The organism is Bacillus sp. AR4-2 (genome assembly GCF_008274865.1).
Lineage (GTDB): Bacteria > Bacillota > Bacilli > Bacillales > Bacillaceae_G > Bacillus_A > Bacillus_A cereus.
In genome coordinates this window covers 2,120,405-2,143,200 of record NZ_CP031062.1, presented here as the reverse complement: position 1 = coordinate 2,143,200, position 22,796 = coordinate 2,120,405, and the positions used below count along the sequence as shown (strand labels likewise).

Below are 22,796 nucleotides of genomic sequence, written 5' to 3'. Positions count from 1 at the left end.
TGTAGTCTATTTGTTACAGCACCTGTGCTGTTTGTGAAGATAGTAAACTGTACCAACCTGCAACAGTTGGATGTTCTGCTAAATCTGCAAAAGTGATTTCTTTCCCTTCACGACGCCACTTCTCTACTAAACTCATAATTCTGACCGAATCAAGCCCTCTATTTAATAAGTCCTCATCAATATCAATACTCTCTACTGGCTCACGAAGTAGTTGTGCAACTAGTTCATGCACTTCCTGTATAGTGATTCCTTCACTCTCATCATCTTTTACACTTTGTAAATCGTTTAACAGTAGGTTTGTTGATGTCGTTACTGCACATCTATTAGATGCATACTCCAATGCTTGTTTATGATGCTCTAGTGAAAAATCAGCAACTGCATCTGCTACAAAGAACGGCTCTATACCATCCATAAATGCTTCACAAGCTGTTAAAAGACAGCCAATATGCGCATAAATACCGCAAATAATGAGTTGATCTCTTCCTTGTTCATTTAAAATTTCTAATAGATTTGTCTTTTTAAATGCACTATATCTCCATTTTGTTATGAATATATCATCCTCATCAGGAGTAAGTTCATCAACAATTTTCTTTTTATCTGGTCCAGCAGGTATACCGTCACCCCAAAAGTCTTGTAATAAACCTCGTTGTTCTAACGTTTGCCCACCAGGTTGTGCTGTATAAACAACTGGTATACCAAGTTCCTTACATTTTTCTCTTATCATTTTAATATTTGAAATAAGTTCTACTTTTGGTGATTCTTTATCGCTATATGCATCAAGAAAGTATTCTTGCATGTCATGAATTAAAAGTACTGCACGTTTCGGATCTGGTGTCCAATTCACTTTATTTTTTGGTAGTTCTGATTCAATTGGCATTTTATATACTGAAATAGATGGGATAGCCATCTAATCACTTCCTTCCGATTTTTATTATTGTTTTACTGTAATAAGCTTTTCAGCAATGACTTTACGTAGTTCTTTTTTGCTGACTTTTCCGACTCCTGTTTGCGGGAATGCTTCAATAAATTCAATTCGATCTGGAATTTTATAAGCCGCTATACCACGTTCTCTTAAAAACATTTTTAATTCACTTACTGCCGGAACTTGTCCGCGAACTATAACAAAAGCACAGGTGCGTTCACCTAAATAATCGTCAGGCATAGATACGATTGCTACGTCATGGATCGCATCGTGTGCTAATAGATGATTTTCAACTTCTTCCGCAGCAACTTTCTCACCACCACGGTTAATTTGATCTTTATCTCTTCCTTCTACAATGATGTATCCTTGTTCATTTACTTTTACAAGATCACCTGTGCGATAAAACCCATCCTTTGTAAATGATCGTGCATTATGCTCTTCGGCTTTATAGTAACCACGAATTGTATATGGACCTCGTGTTAATAAACTACCTACTTCGCCCGGTTGTACATCGTTGTCATTTTCATCAACAACTCGTACTTCATCGAGTGCAGACATTGGTCTACCTTGTGTATGAATAATAATTTCTTCCGGATCGTCTAATCTTGTATAGTTCACTAATCCTTCCGCCATACCGAATACTTGCTGTAACGTACATCCAAATGTAGGGCGTATACGTCTTGCAACCTCAGCGCTAAACTTAGCACCACCTACTTGAATAACCTCTAAGCTCGATAAATCGGCATTACGAGAAGATGCAGCATCAAGCCAAATCATTGCTAATGGCGGAACGAGCGCTGTAATTGTAACTTTTTCTTTTTCAATAAGAGCAAAGGCCTCATCTGGACTACCACCAGTTGCCAATACCACTTTTCCACCCGCATAGAAAGTTCCAAATGTCCCTGGAGAACTCATTGGGTAATTGTGTGCTACTGGAAGAACTGCCATATAGACGCTTTCTGCATTCAAATTACAAATTTCAGCGCTAACACGTAAACTATAAATATAGTCATCATGTGTTCTAGGAATTAATTTAGAAAGACCTGTTGTGCCTCCTGATAATTGGAGAAACGCAACATCACTTGGCTGAACTTCTGGTAATGAGACGGGATCCATATACAGATCATTTATGTTCACAAACTCTTCTTCTTCTCCCACTACAATTACATGTTGTAAAGTTGGCACTTTCTCTTTCACTTCTCTTGCTAGTTTTCGATAATCAAAACCGAGAGCCTTATCTGAAATAACGTAAGCGCTCGCCTCGCCAAAATCACAAAAATAACTAATTTCACTGCTTCGATGTGACGGCAGTGCAAAGACAGGAAGCGCTCCAATTCGAAATAGTGCAAAACATATTTCGAAAAACTCGATAATGTTAGGTAACTGGATTACAACTCTGTCCTCTTTCTTTATTCCTAAATTTAGTAAACCTGCTGCTAAACGATCTACCTTTTTATTAAGTTCACTATATGTTATATGCTTCTTACCACTTACAACCGCGATTTGATCTCCATATTTCTCAGCCCGCTCTCTTAACACTCCTCCAAATGTTTCACCAAGCCAACATCCTTCTTCTCGGTAACGATCGGCAAATTCTTTTGGCCATTCTGTATAACCTACTAGCATTCTTTCTTCCCCCTATTTTTCATTAAGTGAACTATCTCTTAGCCCTAAAGCTTTTAGCATTGTTTGGAACTTAGCTGATGTTTCTGCTAACTCATCTTCTGGTTTTGACTCAGCAACAACTCCAGCTCCTGCATATAAACGCAGTGTATTTTCTTGTACTTCAGCACAACGAATTGTAACAATCCATTCTCCATCTCCATTTAAATCGCTCCATCCTAGCATTCCTGTAAAGAACTCGCGGTCAAATGGCTCAATATGCTGTATAGCCTCTCTTGCTTTTTCCATCGGAGTTCCGCAAACTGCTGGCGTAGGATGAAGGGCAATTGCTAATTGTAAAGAAGAAGTATTTGGATCCTTCAGTTCACCTTTCACTTCTGTAGACAAATGCCACATCGCTTCACTATGAATAACTGATGGCTTTTCTGGAACATGTAATGTATGACAATACGGACGAAGTGCAGCGGCAACCGCTTCAACTACTACCGCATGTTCATGTAAATCTTTTGGAGAAGAAAGTAATTCCTCTGCTCTTCTTTTATCTTCTACTGGGTCCTCACTACGTGGCCTTGAACCAGCTAACGGATTAGAAATAACTTGCATACCATTACGTGAAACAAGTAATTCAGGACTTGCTCCAATTAGCGTCTTACTGTTCTCTTTTTCATCTTTCGGTAAATTCACAGCAAATGTATAACCATGCTTATTATGTTCTGCTAATTCTCGCAGAAGTTTTTGCTTATCAATCTTTTCGGAAGATTTAACATCTAACGATCTGGATAGAACGATTTTCTTTAAATCACCGTCCTGTATTTTTTTAATTCCTTGCTTCACACCATTCATATAAACTTCAGGGTCTGGCATTGGCGTCATTTCAAATGTTACGTTCTCATTTGTTTCAAGCTGATTTGTTGTATCCAATTGTAAACGCTCAGAAATCCTACTATATTCTGGTACGATAAGTTGGACTTCTTTTCTACGATCAAATGGCAAAGCACCCACAACGATAGGATTTGGATTTCCAGCTTGTTTCGCATTACTTAATGTCGCTTGCACAAGCTCTGGGAAATTTTCAATTTCACGATGCTTTACTGTAGTAAACTCTCCTTCTGCTAATATAGTTCGAGTTGGTGAAGCGAAAAAGAATGAAGATTCAGTCTTATAATCTTCTAAAAGTTTTTCTGACAATTCCTTTACAGCTATATGTTCATTCATAATATAATAACCTCCTGAATTTTTATTAAACTCCTAACGTAGCACCGCCATCGACACATAAATTGTGCATTGTAATATGACTTGCTCTATCTGAGGCTAAAAATAACACGGCTTCAGCAACTTCTGAAGGTTGTGCAATTTTTTGTAATGGAATTCCGAGTCTATATGTATTTTGAGAACCAGCAATTATATTTTTAGCTCCATTCTCATCAGCCCATAGTAATCTTTGCATCTCAGTTTCAGTAGAACCTGGAGAAACTAAGTTGCAGCGTATATTGTATGCCGCAAGCTCTAGTCCTAAACATTTCATAAACATCGTCGTTGCAGCCTTTGACGCAGCATACGCAGCCATCTCCATTCTCGGCGTATTTGCCGCATTTGAACCGACTGTAACAATTGCCCCTGATTTTCTTAACATCATATTTTTACTTACCGCTCGGGACATATTGAAAACCCCTGTAGTATTTACAGAGAATGTTTTATTCCAATCTTCATCACTTAACGAATGAATTGGTCCCATACGTAAAACCCCTGCAACATTTATTAAAATATCTATTGGCGCTATTTCATTTGCAATATGATTTACCATGTCTTCAACAGCAGCGCTATTACTCACATCTAAACGAAACGTTTTCATACGTGTTTTATTTAATTCATTTTGATTTAAGAGTACATTTAACCCCTCTTCATTTTGATCAACCGCAATAACTGTGGCTCCTCTTTCTAAAAACATTTTGGCAACAACACTGCCTATGCCTTGTGCTGCACCTGTTACTAAAACTGTTTGCCCATCAAATTCCCCTAAGTTCATTTTCTCTATCCTTTCACATAAACATTAATTTCATTAAGTGACACAAATGATATTGATTTTCATTATCAGTTGTGTCGTAAAAAATAATACACTTACTAAACTAATTGGTCAAGTGCGCATTACTTTAAAATCCATTTTATTGATAATGTTTTTCATTTACTATCTTACACCGAAATGATAATGTTTCTCAATAAACTTGTCAATCTTTTTTTATTTTTCAGATAAAGTATTTTAATGCTTCTTAATAAAATCATATGTAAACGCATTAAAAGTACTTATATTATAAATAAAATTCAAAGTCCTCTTTTTAAAATTGAAGAAGCTAAACTAGAGATACGTTCATTTAAAATGCTTTATGAAAAACTCAAGTATATATTTTCTCAATATTTTTCTGAAAATATATCTTACAAATACTAATGAATGTCTTTTTTGTCATTTAAGATTTAATATATATTTCGAATACGATGTATCGATTTATTATATTTCAATATAATCCAAATCGGCATTTCACTCACTTTTACATCTATGAAAATCACAAAAGTAATTTAACCTTGTTAAAATAACTCATAAAAAAGCATCCTAATTAATAGAATAGGATGCTTTTTCGTAATCATATTGTTATAGAAGATTTATATACTTATGCTACGCTGCGATACTCTTCTTCTTTTTCTTTTTTCTGTTTAGGTGCTTGAATTAAAATTGCGATAATGAATGACACGACACATAATACACCGATCACCATGAACGTTGGTTTGAATCCACCTAGAAGTGCACCGATAAAGGAACCTGCAAGCGCCCCAAATCCAAATCCTTGATACACAATTCCGTAGTTCTTACTATGGTTTTTCATACCGAAGAAATCACCAACAATAGCTGGGAAAATAGTGATATTTCCACCAAAGCAAAACGCTACACTTGCTACACATACGAAGTAAATACCATAATTTAAATCTACAAAACTTAGAACTAAGACTGAACTCGCCATAACAACAAAAGTACCAGTAACGATTTTTAAACGCCCAATTTTATCCGATAATGGTCCTAAAATGATACGACCTAATGTATTGAAGATTGCAACCATAGCCACCGCATTAGCTGCTGTTGCTGCGCTAAGTCCTACAAGTTGAACACCAATGTCTTTTACCATACCAATTAAGTATAAGCCACTCATACATGATGTAAATAACATGATAAATAATAAGTATACTTGTTTTGTGCCTAACATTTCTTTCGTTGTGTATTCCTTAGTTTTTGTTTCATGAACTGCTCCTTGATCTGCAGCTTGATGGATTAAACAAGCACCAATTACAATCATAGCTGTAACAATTAAACCCCAGTATATAAATGCTTGCGATACACCAACTGATTCAATCAACTGTGCGTTAACGTATTTAAAGATTAAGCTACCTGAACCATATGCAGAGACAGAAATACCAGCAATTAAACCTTTACGCTCTGGAAACCACTTTATTAAATTTGATAGTGAAGTGATATATGCTGTACCATCTGCATAACCTACAACAACTCCCGCTAGTACATAAAGTAATATTAATGAGGATGCTTGTGAGCTAAGTATTAATCCTAGTCCTAATGCTAATCCAGCTATCATAATAAGTTTACGAAGTCCCCATTTTTCTTGCAATTTACTCGCAAATAAAGTTGAAAATGCTAAAGAAAGACTAGTAATTGAGAAAGTTATCGCAACAGCGTTAAGACTCCAACCGTATTTACTAACTAAAGGCTGATTGAATAAACTCCATGTATATATCGTCCCAAGCCCCATTTGTACTATAACTGTGCCAAGGACAACAAGCCATGGATTAACAGTTGATTTTTTCATACCTTTCCGCCTCCTCTTTCTATTTCAATGCTATTCGCTAAATTTACTTTTTTTATGTTCATTTTGGTCACCTCTTTTGATTTGACACCTTCATTGTATAAGATGTTTTCGTTTATGTAAGCACTTACAAGGCGGAGCGTCAAAAACGTAGAATCAGTTACAAAAAACGAAGGATGAAATACAAAAACTACTTATTAAATACGTAACAGTTATTTAATAAGTAGTTTTTGTATAAGCTCGATTTACATTTGTTTTTGAACCCTTTTTAAAAAGTGAAACAATAAAACCGTCTCTTTACTATTTATTAAAGAGACGGTTTTATTGGGTCAATTCATAAGCCTGACTTTCTTTATACGTTTATAATTGTTTCTTCAAATGTAACAATTGGCTCTACAAATTCCATCATAATGAAAGCATTTTTAATACGTCTTGTTAAAACTTCTTTTAATTCTGCACACATTTGTTCTGTAAGTGATTTTACAAATACAAAGTTGTGATAATAAATCACACTCTTCTCTTTACTTAATGGGTTTAAAAACATCCCCTCTTTTGTAACGAGAGCATTAGAATGTCCCGATAAAGTTGAAAGAAACGTCTCTAAAATTTTTATTTCTCTTTTTGAAAACGATTCTTCACAAACTACTTTAATATTCATTTCTGTTATCATTTATATATTCCCCCAACCATTTTTTCACAAGGGGATACTATAATACTATTAAATTTTCACAAGACTCCCCTTGTCGTTCATAAAATTCACCAGAAAACTAAGTTGACTAACTTGTTTTTTCCCTTTAGACATATAAATCTTTCCTTTCGTATATATTACTTCTACATTTGTAATTGATTACCTTTTTATATTAAAGTTTTTCTATGTTTTTAATTGGAATTTTACCAATTAGAGATCTTATTAATAAACGTATATTTTTCTTATACTCCTGAAAAAAACTTTACTTATCTACTTTACGTTTTGTGCTACATAGTGTCTGTCTTTTGAATAATTTGTTTCTCTGCAGTATTTAGTTTCGCTAATGCTGAAAACAATTTACTTTGCTTATAATACAGTGAAACTTTAATCAGCCCTCGCCTAACTTCTTTGCTTCCACTGAATTTTGAGGCGGGGGTCTTACTGCCCAGCAAATAGCGGGATAAACTTAAATAAAATATAACTTTTAACACAGGAGTACTTTATACTCTTCAATTAGAGAACAAATTTTTTTCCAATAAATAAAACTAAATATTCACTAATATATCTATCCGTGGTTTAATATATATAATAAAAAAATATTTCTGTCTTTAATGAGGAGGTACTATGAAAGCAAACGTAGGGGATACTATACTTTTTCAACGAAATAATTTAAAGATTACAGGATCTGTATTAAAACTTTATACTGAATCGGTCTTAGTTGAAATTACAAATGTAAGCGGTGGTACTTTTGAATTTGATCGAACAATTGTAAATCATAAAAACTATAAAGTTTTAAATACAAATACATAAAACAACACAAAATAGCCCCTGCTCAACAGCAGGGGCTATTTTATATAAAAATATTTCACTAGTTTATATACCCTAAAACATTAACAATCTTACTCGCTTTTAAATTGTTAATATGATAATAAATTTCTAAACCTCTTCTCTCTGCTCGTAACACTTTACCCTTCATTTTTGATAGATGTTGTGAAACAGTAGATTGCGGAATATTCAGTAACTCTGTTAATTGTGTTACATTACAAGTTTTTCTCGTACTTAATTCATTTACAATTTGCAGTCGGATTGGATGCGCCATAATTTTTAAAATATCTACATCTTCTTCTGAAACTAAAGTTTTTCTCATTTCACTCGTATATGTTGTCATAAGACATTCCCCTTTTATATGAATTCCATATTCATAAGATCTATTTCCAAATTTTTTAAAACCCTTGATTAAAACTTTCATATAGAAATAAAAGGATTTTAAATTTTTGAAAACAGAACTTACATTTACTTTATTTATTTATTTGGTACATATACATAATACAATGTTAATATGTGCTCTATGTGAAGTTCACATAAATTTGTGATGAAGATTTACTTAGCCACTCGCATCCTACTCATCTAATTACCCACTGCATAAAATCATCAGTTATTTTAACACATTTTAGGCGTTTGTATATACTATTTATAAAACAACTTTTATAAAGGGAGGATTCATATGCCTACAGCGTTACAAGAAGAAGTCGAAGAAGCACGGGAAACATATGTCAGTCGTATCATCTTAGTTGGAGGATCGACTTTATTTTTAGTAGGCGGGGTTATCTCAGCAATTTCAGCTTTTAAAGCTTATAATCGTTTGGAGAATACGCCGCCTTCTACAGATAATTCATAGATATTTTATAAAATAAAACGTCGCCTCCAATATGAAGAGACGACGTTTTATTATTCATACATATGACACTAAAAGTATCGGTAGATTCCCTACTCCATTTTTTAAGCTTACTTCACCACAAACCGCGTCTGACTACACCCATCCTTCTGCTTCGTTACTTCTAATACAGCTGGCATTGCGTTTTTCAGCTCTTGAACGTGTGAAATGACACCGATAAATCGTCCTGATTTTTGTAAGTCAATTAAGGCGTCTACCGCTTTCGTTAATGATTCTTCATCTAATGAACCGAACCCTTCATCGATGAACATCGTTTCGATGGAAATACCACCTTCATATGCTTGAATGACATCTGCCATTCCTAGAGCTAAGCAAAGTGATGCGTTAAATTTCTCTCCGCCGGATAGTGTTTTTACATCGCGTGTTTGACCAGTGTATGCATCGTACACATCTAAACCTAATCCACTTTGACGGTTTCTTTTTTCAACTCGCTCACTTCGTTTTAAATAAAATTGTCCATTTGATAATTTACGTAGTCGTTCGTTTGCGATTTGAACGATTTGTTCTAAATACTCAATTAAGATGTAACGTTCAAATGATATACGACTTTCGTTATCACCTTTCATTACTTCATATAAATCAACAAGTTCTTGGAAGGCTTTTTCTTCCTCGTGAATTTGTTCGTCAATACGTCTAATGTTTTCATGTAAATCAGAAATATATGTTACCGCATTTTGCGCACGTTGACGTTTTTCTTTAATTATATCAAGATTAATTTCTAGATTTTTTATGTGTTCACCTAAAGATGTAATATCCATATACTCTTTATCTTTTAATTCTGAGTTTAACTCTTCAATTTGTTTTGCAAGTACTTCAAGCGATGAATAATAACCTTGAATTTCTTTTTGTAACATCTCCATCTCAGCATCGCTTAATTTGGCTTCTTTATACGTGAATTGATCTGTAAACCCACTTTCTTCTAGCTCTTTCATAAAGCGTGCGAAAGTCTCTTCTTTCTTTAATTTTGCATTTTCAAATTGATTAGAAGCACCTTTTTGTTCAGCTTGAATACGTATATTTTCATTTTGCCAATGCTGATACGCTTCCTGCACTTTCTTCCATTCGTCCTCCATTAACCTAAGTTCCTGCATAGCTTGGTCAAACTGTGCTTTCCAAGCTTGTACTGTTTGTAAGTTTTCTGGAATATTTCGTTTATCATGTTCATATGACGTACGAAGTTGCATACACTCCATTTCTGTACGGTGCTGCATTGTTTCCACTTCTCGTTTTTGTTTCTGAAGTTCTTCTATTTTTTCTTCTACGCTTTTCATGTTCGCAGCAATCTGCTTACGTGTTTCTTCACTTGCTTTTAACGTATTCACGTCTGCAGCTAATTGTTTTCCTTTTTGAACAAGTGCACTATATGTTTCAGCTAATTTTTCCGAATTGTAGCCGCGCTTCACAACTTCTTCTATCACTTGTTCATATTGTAGTCGATAGAAATTCCATTTCTCCTCTACTTGCACATGTAATTTTTCAGCAATGTTCTTCTTATCTCTTAAATTGTTTAACTCTTTTTCATCGATCGCATTACTTTGCTCTGTAGCTTTTTGCGGATGATTCGTACTACCACATACCGGACAAGATTCACCGTCATGTAAATGAAGAGCTAATATACCAGCTTGTTCACTTAACCAGCGGCGCTCCATGTTTTCATATGCACGAACTGCCACTTGCATTTTATTAGTTGCCGCTTCTTTTTCTTGCTCGAATTTTTGTTTTTCTTGCCAAACATCATATGCTTGCTTTAAAACTTTTGCATCTTCTCGCATATTCGTTAGTTCTTCTACTTTAGCTACATATTGCTCAAGTGCTTGTTCTAATTGCTGCAATTCATCAGACATTCTCTGTTTTTGGTTTGTATGCTCTTCTAGTTGTTGATCTAACTTTTGCATACTTTCTTTTAATTTCCCTATTTGAATTTCGGCATTTTGTAAATTCAGCTTTCTCTCAGCTAATGATTCAATGATTGCTTGTAACTCTTCTAATCTTTGAACAAGTTTTTTAGCCTCTTCTCGTTCAGCTTCTTTATTCTTTACTACTTCATACTTCTCCTTAGCAAGTTCAAAGCTGTTCATTATCTGTTCTTGTTTGACAATTATCTGTTTTAACAAACTTTCAACTTTCTGCTCATTTTCCATCGCTTCTTCATACCATTGTTCAAATGGTAATAAGCGCTTTGCTTGTTCCGCACGTTTAAAGGATTTTTCTTTCCTTTCAATTGCTGCACGGTTCTCTTGTAAAGTGTTATATTTCTCATTCTTTTGTTGTAAATCTATAAATTTCTCATTTATAGATTTTGCTGCATGAAAACGTGTTTCTGCATCCTTTAATTGCTTCGTTTGAACATCTTGTTCTACTTGTAATTGCTCAACCTCTGCTTTATACACGGTTGTTTCTTGTTCTAACGCTTCTACTACTTGATGCGTATTTACATGTTCTTGTGCCACTAATGTCTCTAATAATGCTCCATCACGGATTGGTAATTTAAAAACATTACGGAAATAGAGCTCTCTCTCTTTTTGTTTTTCTTGCAAGACATCTTTCCATTGTTTTCTCTTTTGATCAAGTAACTCACGCATTAATTTATAACGATCCGTTTTAAAAATACGACGTAAAATCTCTTCTTTGTTTTCCGTCTCAGATGTTAATAGTTTTCGGAATTCCCCTTGGGGTAACATAACAATTTGGCTAAATTGATGTTTACTTAACCCAATTAAATCTTCCACTTTTTTGTTTACGTCTGTTACATGAAAACGATCGACGGCTGGAACGTTTTCTCCATCAATAACTTCATATAATTCTACTGCATGTCCTGTAATGGTCTTATTCCCTTGTTTTTTATGTCCAAGTTGTCGTTTTATTTCATAGCGTTTCCCTTTTAACTGAAAGGTTAATTCAACACTTGTATAAACATTATCATCAGCAAATTGACTTCGAAGCATGCTCGTATCACTACGTTCTTCTCCACTAGCCTCACCATATAACACATAACAAATCGCATCAAAAATCGTTGTTTTTCCAGCTCCCGTATTCCCAGAAATAGCGAAAATACGATGTTCTCCAAGATCTTCAAAATCGATTACTTCTTTCTGTTTATATGGCCCGAATGCTGTCATAATAAGCTGAATCGGTCTCATCCTCGTTCACCTTCCCGTTCTTGCACTGTTTGTAATACATCTATAAATAGGCGTTCTTTCTCTTCTGATAAATCTAACCCTTTCATTTCTTTATAGAAAGCCTTTAAAAGAGATAAATCATCCGTTTTATGTCTTGAAACCGTTACTTCATTTGTATCTGTGAGTTCTCGCCTTTGCATCGCTCTTTCAACGTGCATTGCATTTGGATATACAGATCGTATTTTCTCCATTGGCTGTAAGACAGGGTTTTCGTCTAATAATTTTACAAATACGTAATCTTCACTTACTGGGTGCTGTAATAATTCATCTATTTTCGCTTCTACTGTTCGCATTTTACGACGTGGTGAAAGTAACCTTTTTTCAATTGCTACTTCACCAGTTTCATTCAGTTCTACAATGTAATAACCTTTTTTATGTTTCTCTTCAGAAATTGAATAGGCAAGTGGTGAACCTGAATATCTAATGGTCTCATTACGTACGAAATGCGCTTGATGTAAATGTCCAAGCGCTGTGTAATGAAACTTATCAAAATAATGACTATTTACATATTCAGCACCACCAATTGAAAGTGGTCGTTCTGCATCACTTGTATTCTCCTCCGCTTCTCCTGAAGAAGTTACAAATGCATGTCCAACAAATACATGTCTAGCTTCTTTATCCATCTTTTCAGAGAGCTCATTCATAAAAATGCGCATCGCATCATCATGAGAACGTACGTCTTCATTTTTCAACACGTGTCTAACTATGCTTGGGTCTGCATACGGTATTAGATGGAAGTGAACCTCTCCATATTCATCATTTAGTACAACAGGTTCGTACGGGAATTGAAATTGACCTGCAATATGTAATCCTTGTTTTTTCATTAAACTACTTCCAAAATGGATACGATCCGGACTATCATGATTACCAGCTACTGCAATAACTGGTGTTTGTAAATCAATAACTATTTTTTGCAGCACATCATTTAATAAGTCTACTGCTTCTGTAGGTGGAATTGCTCGGTCATATAAATCCCCTGCAATAATTACAGCATCTGGTTTTTCTTCTTCAACAGCCTGTACAAACTGATCTAATACAATCTTTTGGTCTTCAGTCATATACACGCCATGAACAAGCTTTCCTAAATGCCAATCCGCTGTATGAAATAACTTCATATTTTTCTACTCCTTTTAATTTACTGATTTTAGTGAAACGAGTTGATAGTTTATTGTAGTTTTTCCGTTCTCCCACTCTAGCTTCAATATCGTTGCACTTCCAATTCTTTCTTCATTTGATTTATATAAAGGCAATATTTCTTGAACTGTAAATAAGTGATAACCATCCAATATTAATTGAAATATATTTTCTTCAATATGTAATCTTACTTCTTTTTCATTTGAAATAATTTTTGTGTGCATCTCAAATTTCATGATAGATACAACCCCTTTTTATAATCTCTACATTTTAATAGTATAGTGGCTATGCAAGATTGACAAGTACATACACAGCAAAGTACACACTTTTCTATTGTTATATGCTTTATGTATTTTATATAAAATACGGTATGTGAAATTTTACATTTTCCCCAAAATAAAAATGCCTATTGTGACATCTTTATTTTTGTATAAAGTCTTTCATTACATAATATAAAACGGTAATTAAGACGATTGCGACGAAAAATGAGAACACTGCGACAATGTAGCCATCTTTATTTAATAAAATACAGAATGAAATAGATATTATAAAAATCGGAAATACGAGACGTACTTTATCCTTCACTTCTTCTGTCGTATCTGTATGATGAAAATACTGCGTTATTCCTATCATTAAAAAAGACAAAATAATAACCGACAATAGTAAAGGTCCTGGCATTCCGATTTCTCCTTTCTCTATTTCTAATTCAGTGTAAAATTTTTTATTACAATTGTACGATTTCTTTTTTCTTCAAACACACTTTTAGAATTGATAATGAACATTTCACACCTATATAATAGCGCTTTTATCATTATAACTTCAAATAATTACACTTACAGTAATGTTGTAATATTCCCCCTCAGTCTCTGAAATCCTGCAAAGATAACTCGTCAAAATATGCAGTGACCAAATTAATATTTACCGTCAACTTTTGACAAAATTTATAAAGGACATTTCAGTACATATCAAGAATTAAGAATAAGAAGATATGTAAGGGAGGATGCATTATGACTGAACAAGTTTTATTTTCTGTTAGTGAAAACGGCGTTGCGACAATTACTTTAAACCGTCCAAAAGCACTTAATTCTTTATCTTATGACATGTTACAACCTATCGGACAAAAACTTAAAGAGTGGGAACACGATGAGCGTATTGCACTTATCGTGTTAAAAGGAGCTGGCACAAAAGGTTTTTGTGCAGGCGGCGACATTAAAACTCTTTATGAAGCGCGTTCCAATGAAGTGGCATTGCAACATGCAGAACGTTTTTTTGAAGAAGAGTATGAAATTGATACATATATTTATCAATATACAAAACCGATTATTGCTTGTTTAGATGGAATTGTAATGGGCGGTGGTGTCGGTCTTACAAATGGTGCGAAGTATCGCATTGTAACTGAGCGTACGAAATGGGCAATGCCAGAGATGAATATCGGCTTCTTCCCAGACGTCGGAGCTGCATATTTCTTAAATAAAGCGCCTGGATATACAGGACGATTCGTTGCTTTAACAGCATCTATTTTAAAAGCTTCTGACGTATTATTTATTAATGCTGCTGATTACTTTATGACATCTGATTCATTACCAGAGTTTCTTACTGAACTTGAAAGTGTAAATTGGCATAAAGAAGATGATGTACATACTAATTTAAAAGAAGTTATTCGTACATTTGCAACTGCTCCAAACTTAGAAAGCGAGCTTGCTCCTTCATTAGAAGTAATCAATTCACATTTTGCTTTCGATACAATTGAAGAAATCATCCATTCATTGGAGAAAGATGAAAGTTCCTTTGCTCTAAAAACGAAAGAAACACTGTTATCAAAATCCCCTATTTCACTAAAAGTAACATTAAAACAGTTTATTGATGGAAAAGATAAATCCGTTGAAGAATGTTTCGCTACGGACCTTATACTTGCTAAAAATTTCATGAGACATGAAGATTTCTTCGAGGGAGTACGCTCCGTTGTCGTTGATAAAGATCAAAATCCGAATTATAAATATAAACAGTTAAGTGACGTTTCAGAAGAAGATGTGAATCGTTTCTTTAACTTACTTAATGCATAAAATGAAATTGTCATGAGGGGAGGTTTTGTTCATCCCCCACCTAACTTCTTTTCTTCAGCTAAATCTTGTGCGGTGAAAATCTTACTACCCGCAAATAGCGGTATAAAATCGAGGCTATATAGTAGTGTAATTACAGCTACTATATAGTCTTTTCTATTTAATTATTTTTAATAAAATTTAATTTTATTAAATCCATTTTTGTGCTACACTGATTTTAATCAAATATTCTAAAAATAAAAAGGAGGGACGGCTATGATAGAAAATTATCTTCTTTTCATCATTATGTCTATTTGCCTCATCATTTTACCTGGTCCAGATACAGCAATGGCTACGAAAAATACATTGGTTGCTGGTAAAGTCGGTGGAGTGAAAACAGTGTTTGGTACATGTATTGCACTATTAATTCATACTTTAGCTGCTGTAATTGGTCTTTCTGCACTTATTGTAAAGTCAGCTCTTTTATTTTCTATTTTCAAGTACGTTGGGGCTCTCTATTTAATATATATCGGTATTAAAGCCCTTTTAGCAGTAAGAAACAAAGAAAACTTAGATACAAATGATCTATCTTTGAATAATGAAAACGAACATACTTCTTGCTTTCGCCAAGGATTTCTTACAAATTTATTAAATCCTAAAGTAGCAGTCTTCTTTTTAACTTTTTTACCACAATTTTTAAATCCAAATCATAATACATTTATCCAACTTCTTGTAATGGGCCTTACTTACCTCGTTTTAACAGTCATTTGGTTTGCATTTTATATATTTTTAATTGATAAAATTAGTGCTTTTATGAAAAAACCGAAGACGCAACGTTATATTCAAGGGCTAACAGGAGTCGTCCTAATTGGATTTGGTATTAAACTAGCTTTTGAAAAAAATAATTAACAAGACGAAAACCACCACTATTAATAGTGGTGGTTTTCATCTAATAACTGATTTGGTTGTTTACTCTATATTAAAACCAGCGCTCAGTTACAACTTTTTTACGTGTATAGAATTGAACGCCATCTGTACCATTTGTACCTAAATCACCAAAGAATGAAGCTTTATTTCCTGCAAATGCGAAGAATGCCATTGGTGCTGGAACGTTTACGTTTACACCAATCATACCAGCATCGATGTTATCACGGAATGTTTGTGCATGTTTACCATTTGACGTATAAATAACCGCACCATTTGCAAATTTAGATTGATTTGTTAGTTTAATACCTTCTTCTAAATCTTTAACACGTACAATACTTAATACTGGAGCAAAAATTTCATCTTGCCAAATTTTCATTTCTTGATTCACGCCATCAAAGATTGTCGCACCTACAAAGTAACCTTCTCCAACTTCTTCATTAATTTTACGGCCATCTACTAATAAAGTTGCCCCATCTGCTACACCGCTATTAATATAGCCTAAAACGCGCTCTTTATGAGATTCACGGATTAATGGTCCAACATAGTTATCTTCGTTAAAGCCATCGCCTACTTTTAATTTTTTCGTTTCTGCTACTAATACATCAATAAATTCATCAGCAATTTCATCCACTACTGCTACTACTGAGCATGCCATGCAGCGCTCTCCACTACTTGCAAATGCAGATCCAATTACACCTTGTACTGTTTTCTCAAGATTGCAATCTGGCATTACAATCGCATGGTTTTTCGCACCTGCTAACGCTTGTACACGTTTTCCGTGTTTCGTACCTGTTTCATATACGTAACGAGCTACCGGCTCAGAGCCAACGAACGAAACAGCCTGAATATCTTTATTTTCTAAAATGCTATTTACAACATCTTTTCCGCCTTGCACTAAATTTAATACGCCTTTTGGGAAACCTGCTTCATAGAATAATTCTACAAGTCGCTCCGCTAAAAGTGGCGTTCTTTCAGATGTTTTTAATACGAATGTATTACCGCAAGCAATTGCAAGTGGGAACATCCATAACGGAATCATCATCGGGAAGTTAAACGGTGTAATACCAGCAACAACTCCGATTGGGTAGCGCCAAATCGATCCATCAATTCCGCTAGCGATATTCGGAAGTGCTTGACCCATCATTAAATTTGGCGTAGATGTTGCAAGTTCTACCGCTTCAATACCACGCTGTACTTCACCTGTTGCATCCGTTAGCGTCTTACCATTTTCTAGCGTAATGATTTTTGCAAGCTCATCTTTGTTTTCTTGTAATAGCTGTAAATATTTATATAAATTTCTTGAACGATTTGGAACTGGTACTTTAGACCATGTTTCGAATGCTGCTTTTGCCGCTTCAACAGCTTTTTCAACATCTTCTTTTGGAGATAGTGGAACGTAAGCGATAATTTTTCCAGTCGCTGGATTTGGAACTGCTTCTACTTCCGTACCTGTCGATTCAACCCACTCACCGTTAATGTGATTTTTTACTCGTTTAATTTCAGTTGTAATCATTGTATTCTCTCCTTTGTATAATTTATTTTTGATTAGAAATTAATTGCTCGCTAACTTTCTTATATAAAGCAGCCATATCATTTTCACCATATCCAGCTTGACTCGCTTCGTCATATACGTTTAATAACATTTCGCTTACCGGTAAATGGAGTTCGCTTTCCTTAGCTAAGTCAACTGCAAATCCTAAATCTTTCTTCAATAAGTTCACAGTAAATCCTGGCTCGTAGTTTTCAGGTGCTATAAAACTTTTATAATTACGTTCATAAATTCTACTTTGACCGTAACTTACATTTAAAATATCAAACATTTTATCTAAATCCATATTGTTCTTTTTCGCTAATGTTAAAGCTTCACTCACACCAGCTGTATAAAAACCAATTAATAAGTTATTAATTAACTTAACAGTTGTACCACTATCAATCTGCTCACTAACGTGGAAAATGTTCGCGCCTAGTACGCCCATGATAGATTCCGTTTTCTCATATACGTCTTTTGATCCACCAACCATAAACGTTAATGTACGGTTTTCGGCTCCGATTACACCACCGCTCACAGGTGCTGCTAAAAAGTCTACTTTCTTTTCCTTTGCAGCTTCCTCTAACTGTTTATTTAACTGCGGCGATACCGTACTTGTATCAATGAAAACTACATTCGAGTGACCATTTTCAAATAATCCTTCTGCTCCAAAATATACCGCTTCAACAGCGCGAGGTGAAGGTAAACTTGTAAAAACTACATCACATGTTTCTGCTAGTTTTGAGATTGATAGACCGATAATTCCGCCTTCTTTTTCAAAGGACGCTTCCGCCTCTTTATTTAAGTCCACGCCATATACTGTGTAACCTGATTTAACTAGATTTTTTGACATTGGAAGGCCCATGTTACCTAAACCGATAAAACCAATCTTTTTCATATCGCTTTCCTCCTATTTACACAATATATTTCCCGCGATTTATAATAGCTTTCGCAATTTCTCTCTTCTTCGTAAATACGTTCGTGTATAAAGGCACTAATAATTGACGGATTTCAGCTAAAATCACATGTCTATCTTGTTCTTCTGTGACAGCTGCTGAAAGTACAGAAATCGTCGCTTCTTCTACTTTACGGTATCCTTCTTCACAAATAACATCCGTTATTAATTGCTTCGTACGTTCTTTTTCCTCACCATTTTTACGTACCGCTTTTCTCGTACGTAAAAATGCTGATTCCATGACGTACACGTCCGTCAACATATTTGAAATTACACGTGAATATTCTTGTTCTTGGTCAATTTTTAGGCCTGGAGTTTTAGAGAGCGTTTTCAAAGATTGTTTCAACAATTTTTTCGCTAATAAAATGTAACGATGGTTTCTTTCTACATTTGCTACATCACTTTCTACTTCAGTATCTTCTAATTGTTCGATTTGCTTCATTAGCATTTTAGCAACTGTTAATCTATTAATTTCGTTCGTTCCTTCAAAAATACGACTAATTCTAGCATCACGATATAATCGTTCTACCTCATACTCTTGCATATAACCGTAACCACCATGAATTTGTACAGCTTCATCTACGATATAAGCAAGTGTTTCAGAAGCATTTACTTTATTTAGTGCACATTCAATTGCAAATTGGGACATTTTCTTCATAAGATCTTCATCGCTCTCATGAATTGCTTCATCGATTACACCTGCCGTACGATAAGCTGCACTTTCGGCTCCATATGTAGCAATGATCATATTTGCAATTTTCTCTTGAATCATCGTAAAGTCTACTAATTCCGTTTGGAACTGTTTTCGCTCTTTTCCATATTGAACCGACAAACCAATTGCTTGTTTTGCTGTTCCAATATTTCCAAAAGCAAGTTTAAGTCTAGCAAAGTTAAGAATATTAAGGGCTACGTGATGCCCTTTCCCAACTTCCCCTAAAACATTTTCAGCAGGGATGACAACATCTTCTAAAATAAGAGTCGCTGTTGAAGAACCTTTAATCCCCATTTTCTTTTCTTCTAATCCAATAGATATACCTTCACATGTTCTTTCGACAATAAACGCTGTCATTCCTTTATTTGTCTTCGCAAAAACAACGTATACATCTGCCATATGAGCATTTGTAATCCATTGCTTCTCACCATTTAACTTCCAAGCTGTTCCCTCTTCATTCAATACGGCGCTTGTTTTTGCACTTAATGCATCCGAACCAGCATTTGGCTCTGTTAAAGCATAAGCCCCAATCCATTCTCCCGATGCGATTTTCGGTAAATATTTTTCTTTTTGCTCTTTCGTTCCATAATATATGTAAGGCAATGTACCGACACCAGCGTGTATATTAAAAGAAACGCTAAACGCACCAGCGTAACCCATTTTCTCTGCTACAAGACCTGAGACAGCCTTTCCTAACTCGAACCCGCCATAATCTTCTGGTACCTCAATGCCTAATAATCCAAGTTCCCCAGCTTTCTCAAATAATTGACGAGAAACTTTATAGTTATGTTGTTCAATATTCTCCATTTGTGGAACAATTTCTTGTTTAACGAATTGTTCTGTCGTTTTTGCGATTAAATCTTCATCACCTGAAAAATCTTCTGGTGTAAAGTAAGTATGATTTATATCTTTATTAAGTGAAAAAAATTCATCCCATGGTAACTTCGTTTTCTCCATATGTATCCCCCTATCATTCGGCTTTCATAGCTTTTTGCTTATGCTCGTCTACGATGAGTGGAATATCTTTTTTGAAAATAGAAGGCGATGATTTTTCACATCAAGCATTTTATTTTGCCAAAGATGTATTTTCATCGCCTTCGCTGCTTTATCTATTGATCTTCTGATAATACTGTTTTTGCAATACCAGTATCTAACTCTTCAAAGTCATGATATGAAATTGTTTCGTATAATTCACTTCTCGTTTGCATATTAGAAAGTGCATCTTTTTGAGAACCTGTTTCTTTAATTAAAGCAAACACATTTTCATACGCTTTCGCTGCAACGCGAAGTGAAGTTACAGGATAAATAACCATTTGGAAACCCATATTCGCAAATTCCTCTGCACTATAATATGGAGTTTTTCCGAATTCAGTCATATTCGCAAGCAAAGGTGCATTTACCTTACTATTAAATAGACGGAATTCTTCCTCTGATTGAAGCGCTTCAGGGAAAATTGCGTCTGCACCTGCTTTTACATATGCATTTGCTCTTTCAATTGCTTCATCTAATCCTTCAACGCCACGAGCATCAGTACGTGCTACAATGTATAAGCTCGGTGCAACTTCTTTAATCGCTTTAATTTTTTGAACCAATTCTTCTGTAGTAACAAGTTTCTTACCATTTAAATGTCCACATTTTTTTGGTAATTGCTGATCTTCAATTTGGACAGCTGCTACTTTCGCTTCCACCATTTCTACAGCTGTTCTCGCCACATTTAGTACACCACCAAATCCTGTATCAATGTCAACAAGAACAGGTAAGTCTGTAGCTCTTACTAAATCTCTTGCTCTCTCAGCCACTTCAGTAGACGTCACGATACCTAAATCTGGTAAGCCTTTACTTGCAGTATAAGCAGCTCCTGATAAATAAAGAGCTGAAAAACCTGTATTTTTCGCAACAAGAGCTGCCATTGCATCATGAGCACCTGGAATTTGCAAAATTTCATTTGCTTCTACTAAAGCTCGGAATCGATTCGCAAGCTCCTCTTGTGTTGACTGCTTTTTCACAACCCAAGCCATTCTAAATTCCCCCCTATTATTAAATTAAGAATAGATCTACAAATTCGTTTACATTCATATTTTCTAGTTTTTCTTCATTTAAACAAACTTCATGAATTTGTTCTTGTTGCTTACTAGAATAATGACCTGCCATATTTGCAGTGAATTTTTGAACAACTTTTGGAATTGCTTCGTCTCTACGGAAGCGGTGACCAAGCGGATATTCACATTCCACATTTTCTGTTACTGTGCCATCTTTAAAGTGAACTTGAACAGCGTTGGCGATTGAGCGCTTGTTCGGGTCAAGGTAATCTAAACTGTACTGTTTGTTTTCAACAACAACCATCTTATTACGTAATTCATCTACACGTGGATCGTTTGCTACTGCATCTTCATAATCGTCTGCAACGATATCTCCTTTTAATAAACCAATTGCCGTAATGTATTGTAAGCAATGATCACGATCAGCTGGGTTATTTAATGGACCTTCTTTATCAATAATACGAATTGCTGATTCATGAGTTGTAATTGTAATACGGTCAATTTCATCTAATCTCTCTTTAATTTCCGGATGCAACTTCACTGCACATTCTGCAGCCGTTTGTGCATGGAATTCTGCTGGATATGACACTTTAAATAATACATTTTCCATTACATATGACTCTAGTGGTCTTGCTAATTTTAATTCTTGTTTATTGAATAATACATCTTGGAATCCCCATCCTGGCGCAGATAATGCTGTTGGATAACCCATTTCACCTTTTAGAGCAGTCATTGCAAGATGAACACCGCGGCTCGTTGCGTCACCTGCAGCCCATGATTTACGTGAGCCCGTATTTGGAGCATGACGATATGTACGAAGACTAGAATTATCAATCCACGCATGTGATAATGCATTAAAGATTTCTTCACGTGTTCCGCCAAGCATTTTCGCAACTACTGCAGTTGTTGCTACTTTTACATATAATACATGGTCAAGACCAACTCTGTTTAAGCTGTTTTCTAAAGCAAGCACGCCTTGAATTTCATGTGCTTTAATCATCATTTCTAATACTTCACGTACTTTTAAAGCTTCTTTTCCTTCTGAAATACGAACACGGCTAATATAATCTGCAACTGCTAAAATTCCGCCTAGGTTATCAGATGGATGTCCCCACTCTGCTGCAAGCCAAGTATCGTTATAGTCTAACCAACGGATCATACATCCGATATTAAATGCACCTTTTACTGGATCTAGTACATAAGACGTACCTGGTACACGTGTACCATTTGGCACGATTGTTCCTGGCACAACTGGTCCTAGTAATTTCGTACATTCTGGATATTGCAGTGCTAAAATTCCACATCCAAGTGTATCAAGTAATACGTAACGAGCTGTACTGAATGCTTCTGCACTAGTAACCTCTTTATTTAATACATAATCGGTAATCTCTTCTAATAATGCATCTTTTTGCTTAATTTCATTTGTTTTAATCATGCTATTCTTCCCTTTCT

Annotated in this window: 20 protein-coding genes; 4 read left to right on the top strand and 16 right to left on the bottom strand. The window is 35.0% G+C overall.

Going from position 1 to position 22,796, the window contains the following annotated elements; genetic code table 11:
• Window positions 1–13: 13 nt before the first annotated feature.
• The 6 genes from DN399_RS11150 to DN399_RS11125 form a co-directional block, all read right to left on the bottom strand.
• Window positions 14–907, bottom strand: a complete 894-nt coding sequence (locus DN399_RS11150) for an isochorismatase family protein (protein WP_006918577.1) — start codon at window positions 905–907, stop codon at window positions 14–16.
• A gap of 24 nt (window positions 908–931) precedes the next feature.
• Window positions 932–2,548, bottom strand: a complete 1,617-nt coding sequence (locus DN399_RS11145; RefSeq protein ID WP_006918568.1) for a (2,3-dihydroxybenzoyl)adenylate synthase — start codon at window positions 2,546–2,548, stop codon at window positions 932–934.
• A gap of 12 nt (window positions 2,549–2,560) precedes the next feature.
• Window positions 2,561–3,760 carry an isochorismate synthase DhbC gene (gene dhbC, locus DN399_RS11140; protein WP_001002068.1) on the bottom strand — a complete coding sequence of 400 codons (1,200 nt, stop codon included), beginning with the start codon at window positions 3,758–3,760 and terminating at the stop codon, window positions 2,561–2,563.
• Window positions 3,761–3,785: 25 nt separating this feature from the next.
• Window positions 3,786–4,571, bottom strand: coding sequence for a 2,3-dihydro-2,3-dihydroxybenzoate dehydrogenase (gene dhbA / locus DN399_RS11135; RefSeq protein WP_001048437.1), 786 nt, complete (start codon window positions 4,569–4,571; stop codon window positions 3,786–3,788).
• Between the two features lie 637 nt (window positions 4,572–5,208).
• Entirely contained in the window at window positions 5,209–6,411 is a 1,203-nt protein-coding gene (locus tag DN399_RS11130; protein ID WP_006918566.1) for an L-lactate MFS transporter, read from the bottom strand.
• A gap of 349 nt (window positions 6,412–6,760) precedes the next feature.
• Window positions 6,761–7,078: a hypothetical protein gene (locus DN399_RS11125; protein ID WP_000627304.1), complete on the bottom strand. Its 318-nt coding sequence runs from the start codon at window positions 7,076–7,078 to the stop codon at window positions 6,761–6,763.
• A 642-nt stretch (window positions 7,079–7,720) separates the two neighbouring features.
• Between DN399_RS11125 and DN399_RS11115 the strand changes: the two genes are divergently transcribed.
• Entirely contained in the window at window positions 7,721–7,906 is a 186-nt protein-coding gene (locus tag DN399_RS11115) for a YkvS family protein (RefSeq protein WP_000646793.1), read from the top strand.
• Between the two features lie 58 nt (window positions 7,907–7,964).
• Here the strand turns inward: DN399_RS11115 and DN399_RS11110 are convergent, their stop codons facing one another.
• Window positions 7,965–8,264: an ArsR/SmtB family transcription factor gene (locus tag DN399_RS11110; RefSeq protein WP_000214801.1), complete on the bottom strand. Its 300-nt coding sequence runs from the start codon at window positions 8,262–8,264 to the stop codon at window positions 7,965–7,967.
• 336 nt (window positions 8,265–8,600) lie between these two features.
• Between DN399_RS11110 and DN399_RS28055 the strand changes: the two genes are divergently transcribed.
• Entirely contained in the window at window positions 8,601–8,774 is a 174-nt protein-coding gene (locus tag DN399_RS28055) for a hypothetical protein (RefSeq protein ID WP_001141668.1), read from the top strand.
• A gap of 107 nt (window positions 8,775–8,881) precedes the next feature.
• On the opposite strand, the gene DN399_RS11105 is transcribed toward DN399_RS28055, so the two are convergent.
• The 4 genes from DN399_RS11105 to DN399_RS11090 form a co-directional block, all read right to left on the bottom strand.
• The gene (locus tag DN399_RS11105; protein ID WP_149149553.1) at window positions 8,882–11,971 is read right to left on the bottom strand and encodes an AAA family ATPase; all 3,090 of its coding nucleotides are present in this window, start codon (window positions 11,969–11,971) and stop codon (window positions 8,882–8,884) included.
• Complete coding sequence (locus DN399_RS11100) at window positions 11,968–13,125, bottom strand: exonuclease SbcCD subunit D (protein WP_149149552.1); 1,158 nt, start codon at window positions 13,123–13,125, stop codon at window positions 11,968–11,970. The genes DN399_RS11105 and DN399_RS11100 overlap by 4 nt, the downstream gene beginning before the upstream one ends.
• A gap of 15 nt (window positions 13,126–13,140) precedes the next feature.
• Window positions 13,141–13,380: a DUF2584 family protein gene (locus DN399_RS11095; RefSeq protein ID WP_000667346.1), complete on the bottom strand. Its 240-nt coding sequence runs from the start codon at window positions 13,378–13,380 to the stop codon at window positions 13,141–13,143.
• Between the two features lie 184 nt (window positions 13,381–13,564).
• Window positions 13,565–13,822 carry a hypothetical protein gene (locus tag DN399_RS11090; RefSeq protein WP_001119404.1) on the bottom strand — a complete coding sequence of 86 codons (258 nt, stop codon included), beginning with the start codon at window positions 13,820–13,822 and terminating at the stop codon, window positions 13,565–13,567.
• Between the two features lie 329 nt (window positions 13,823–14,151).
• On the opposite strand from DN399_RS11090, the gene DN399_RS11085 reads away from it, so the two are divergent.
• Window positions 14,152–15,207 (top strand): enoyl-CoA hydratase/isomerase family protein, encoded by a 1,056-nt coding sequence (locus tag DN399_RS11085; protein WP_000139776.1) that lies wholly within the window; start codon window positions 14,152–14,154, stop codon window positions 15,205–15,207.
• A 252-nt stretch (window positions 15,208–15,459) separates the two neighbouring features.
• Window positions 15,460–16,092, top strand: coding sequence for a LysE family translocator (locus DN399_RS11080; protein WP_000572360.1), 633 nt, complete (start codon window positions 15,460–15,462; stop codon window positions 16,090–16,092).
• Between the two features lie 70 nt (window positions 16,093–16,162).
• On the opposite strand, the gene DN399_RS11075 is transcribed toward DN399_RS11080, so the two are convergent.
• The 5 genes from DN399_RS11075 to prpD all read right to left on the bottom strand — a co-directional run bounded on the left by DN399_RS11075 (window position 16,163) and on the right by prpD (window position 22,779).
• Window positions 16,163–17,623: a CoA-acylating methylmalonate-semialdehyde dehydrogenase gene (locus DN399_RS11075; RefSeq protein WP_000633344.1), complete on the bottom strand. Its 1,461-nt coding sequence runs from the start codon at window positions 17,621–17,623 to the stop codon at window positions 16,163–16,165.
• A 22-nt stretch (window positions 17,624–17,645) separates the two neighbouring features.
• Entirely contained in the window at window positions 17,646–18,536 is an 891-nt protein-coding gene (locus DN399_RS11070; RefSeq protein ID WP_000719409.1) for an NAD(P)-dependent oxidoreductase, read from the bottom strand.
• A gap of 16 nt (window positions 18,537–18,552) precedes the next feature.
• Window positions 18,553–20,262 (bottom strand): acyl-CoA dehydrogenase family protein, encoded by a 1,710-nt coding sequence (locus DN399_RS11065; protein ID WP_149149551.1) that lies wholly within the window; start codon window positions 20,260–20,262, stop codon window positions 18,553–18,555.
• A gap of 152 nt (window positions 20,263–20,414) precedes the next feature.
• Window positions 20,415–21,323 carry a methylisocitrate lyase gene (prpB, locus tag DN399_RS11060; RefSeq protein WP_000312639.1) on the bottom strand — a complete coding sequence of 303 codons (909 nt, stop codon included), beginning with the start codon at window positions 21,321–21,323 and terminating at the stop codon, window positions 20,415–20,417.
• Between the two features lie 19 nt (window positions 21,324–21,342).
• Window positions 21,343–22,779 (bottom strand): 2-methylcitrate dehydratase, encoded by a 1,437-nt coding sequence (prpD, locus tag DN399_RS11055; RefSeq protein ID WP_000598123.1) that lies wholly within the window; start codon window positions 22,777–22,779, stop codon window positions 21,343–21,345.
• Between the last annotated feature and the right edge of the window lie 17 nt (window positions 22,780–22,796).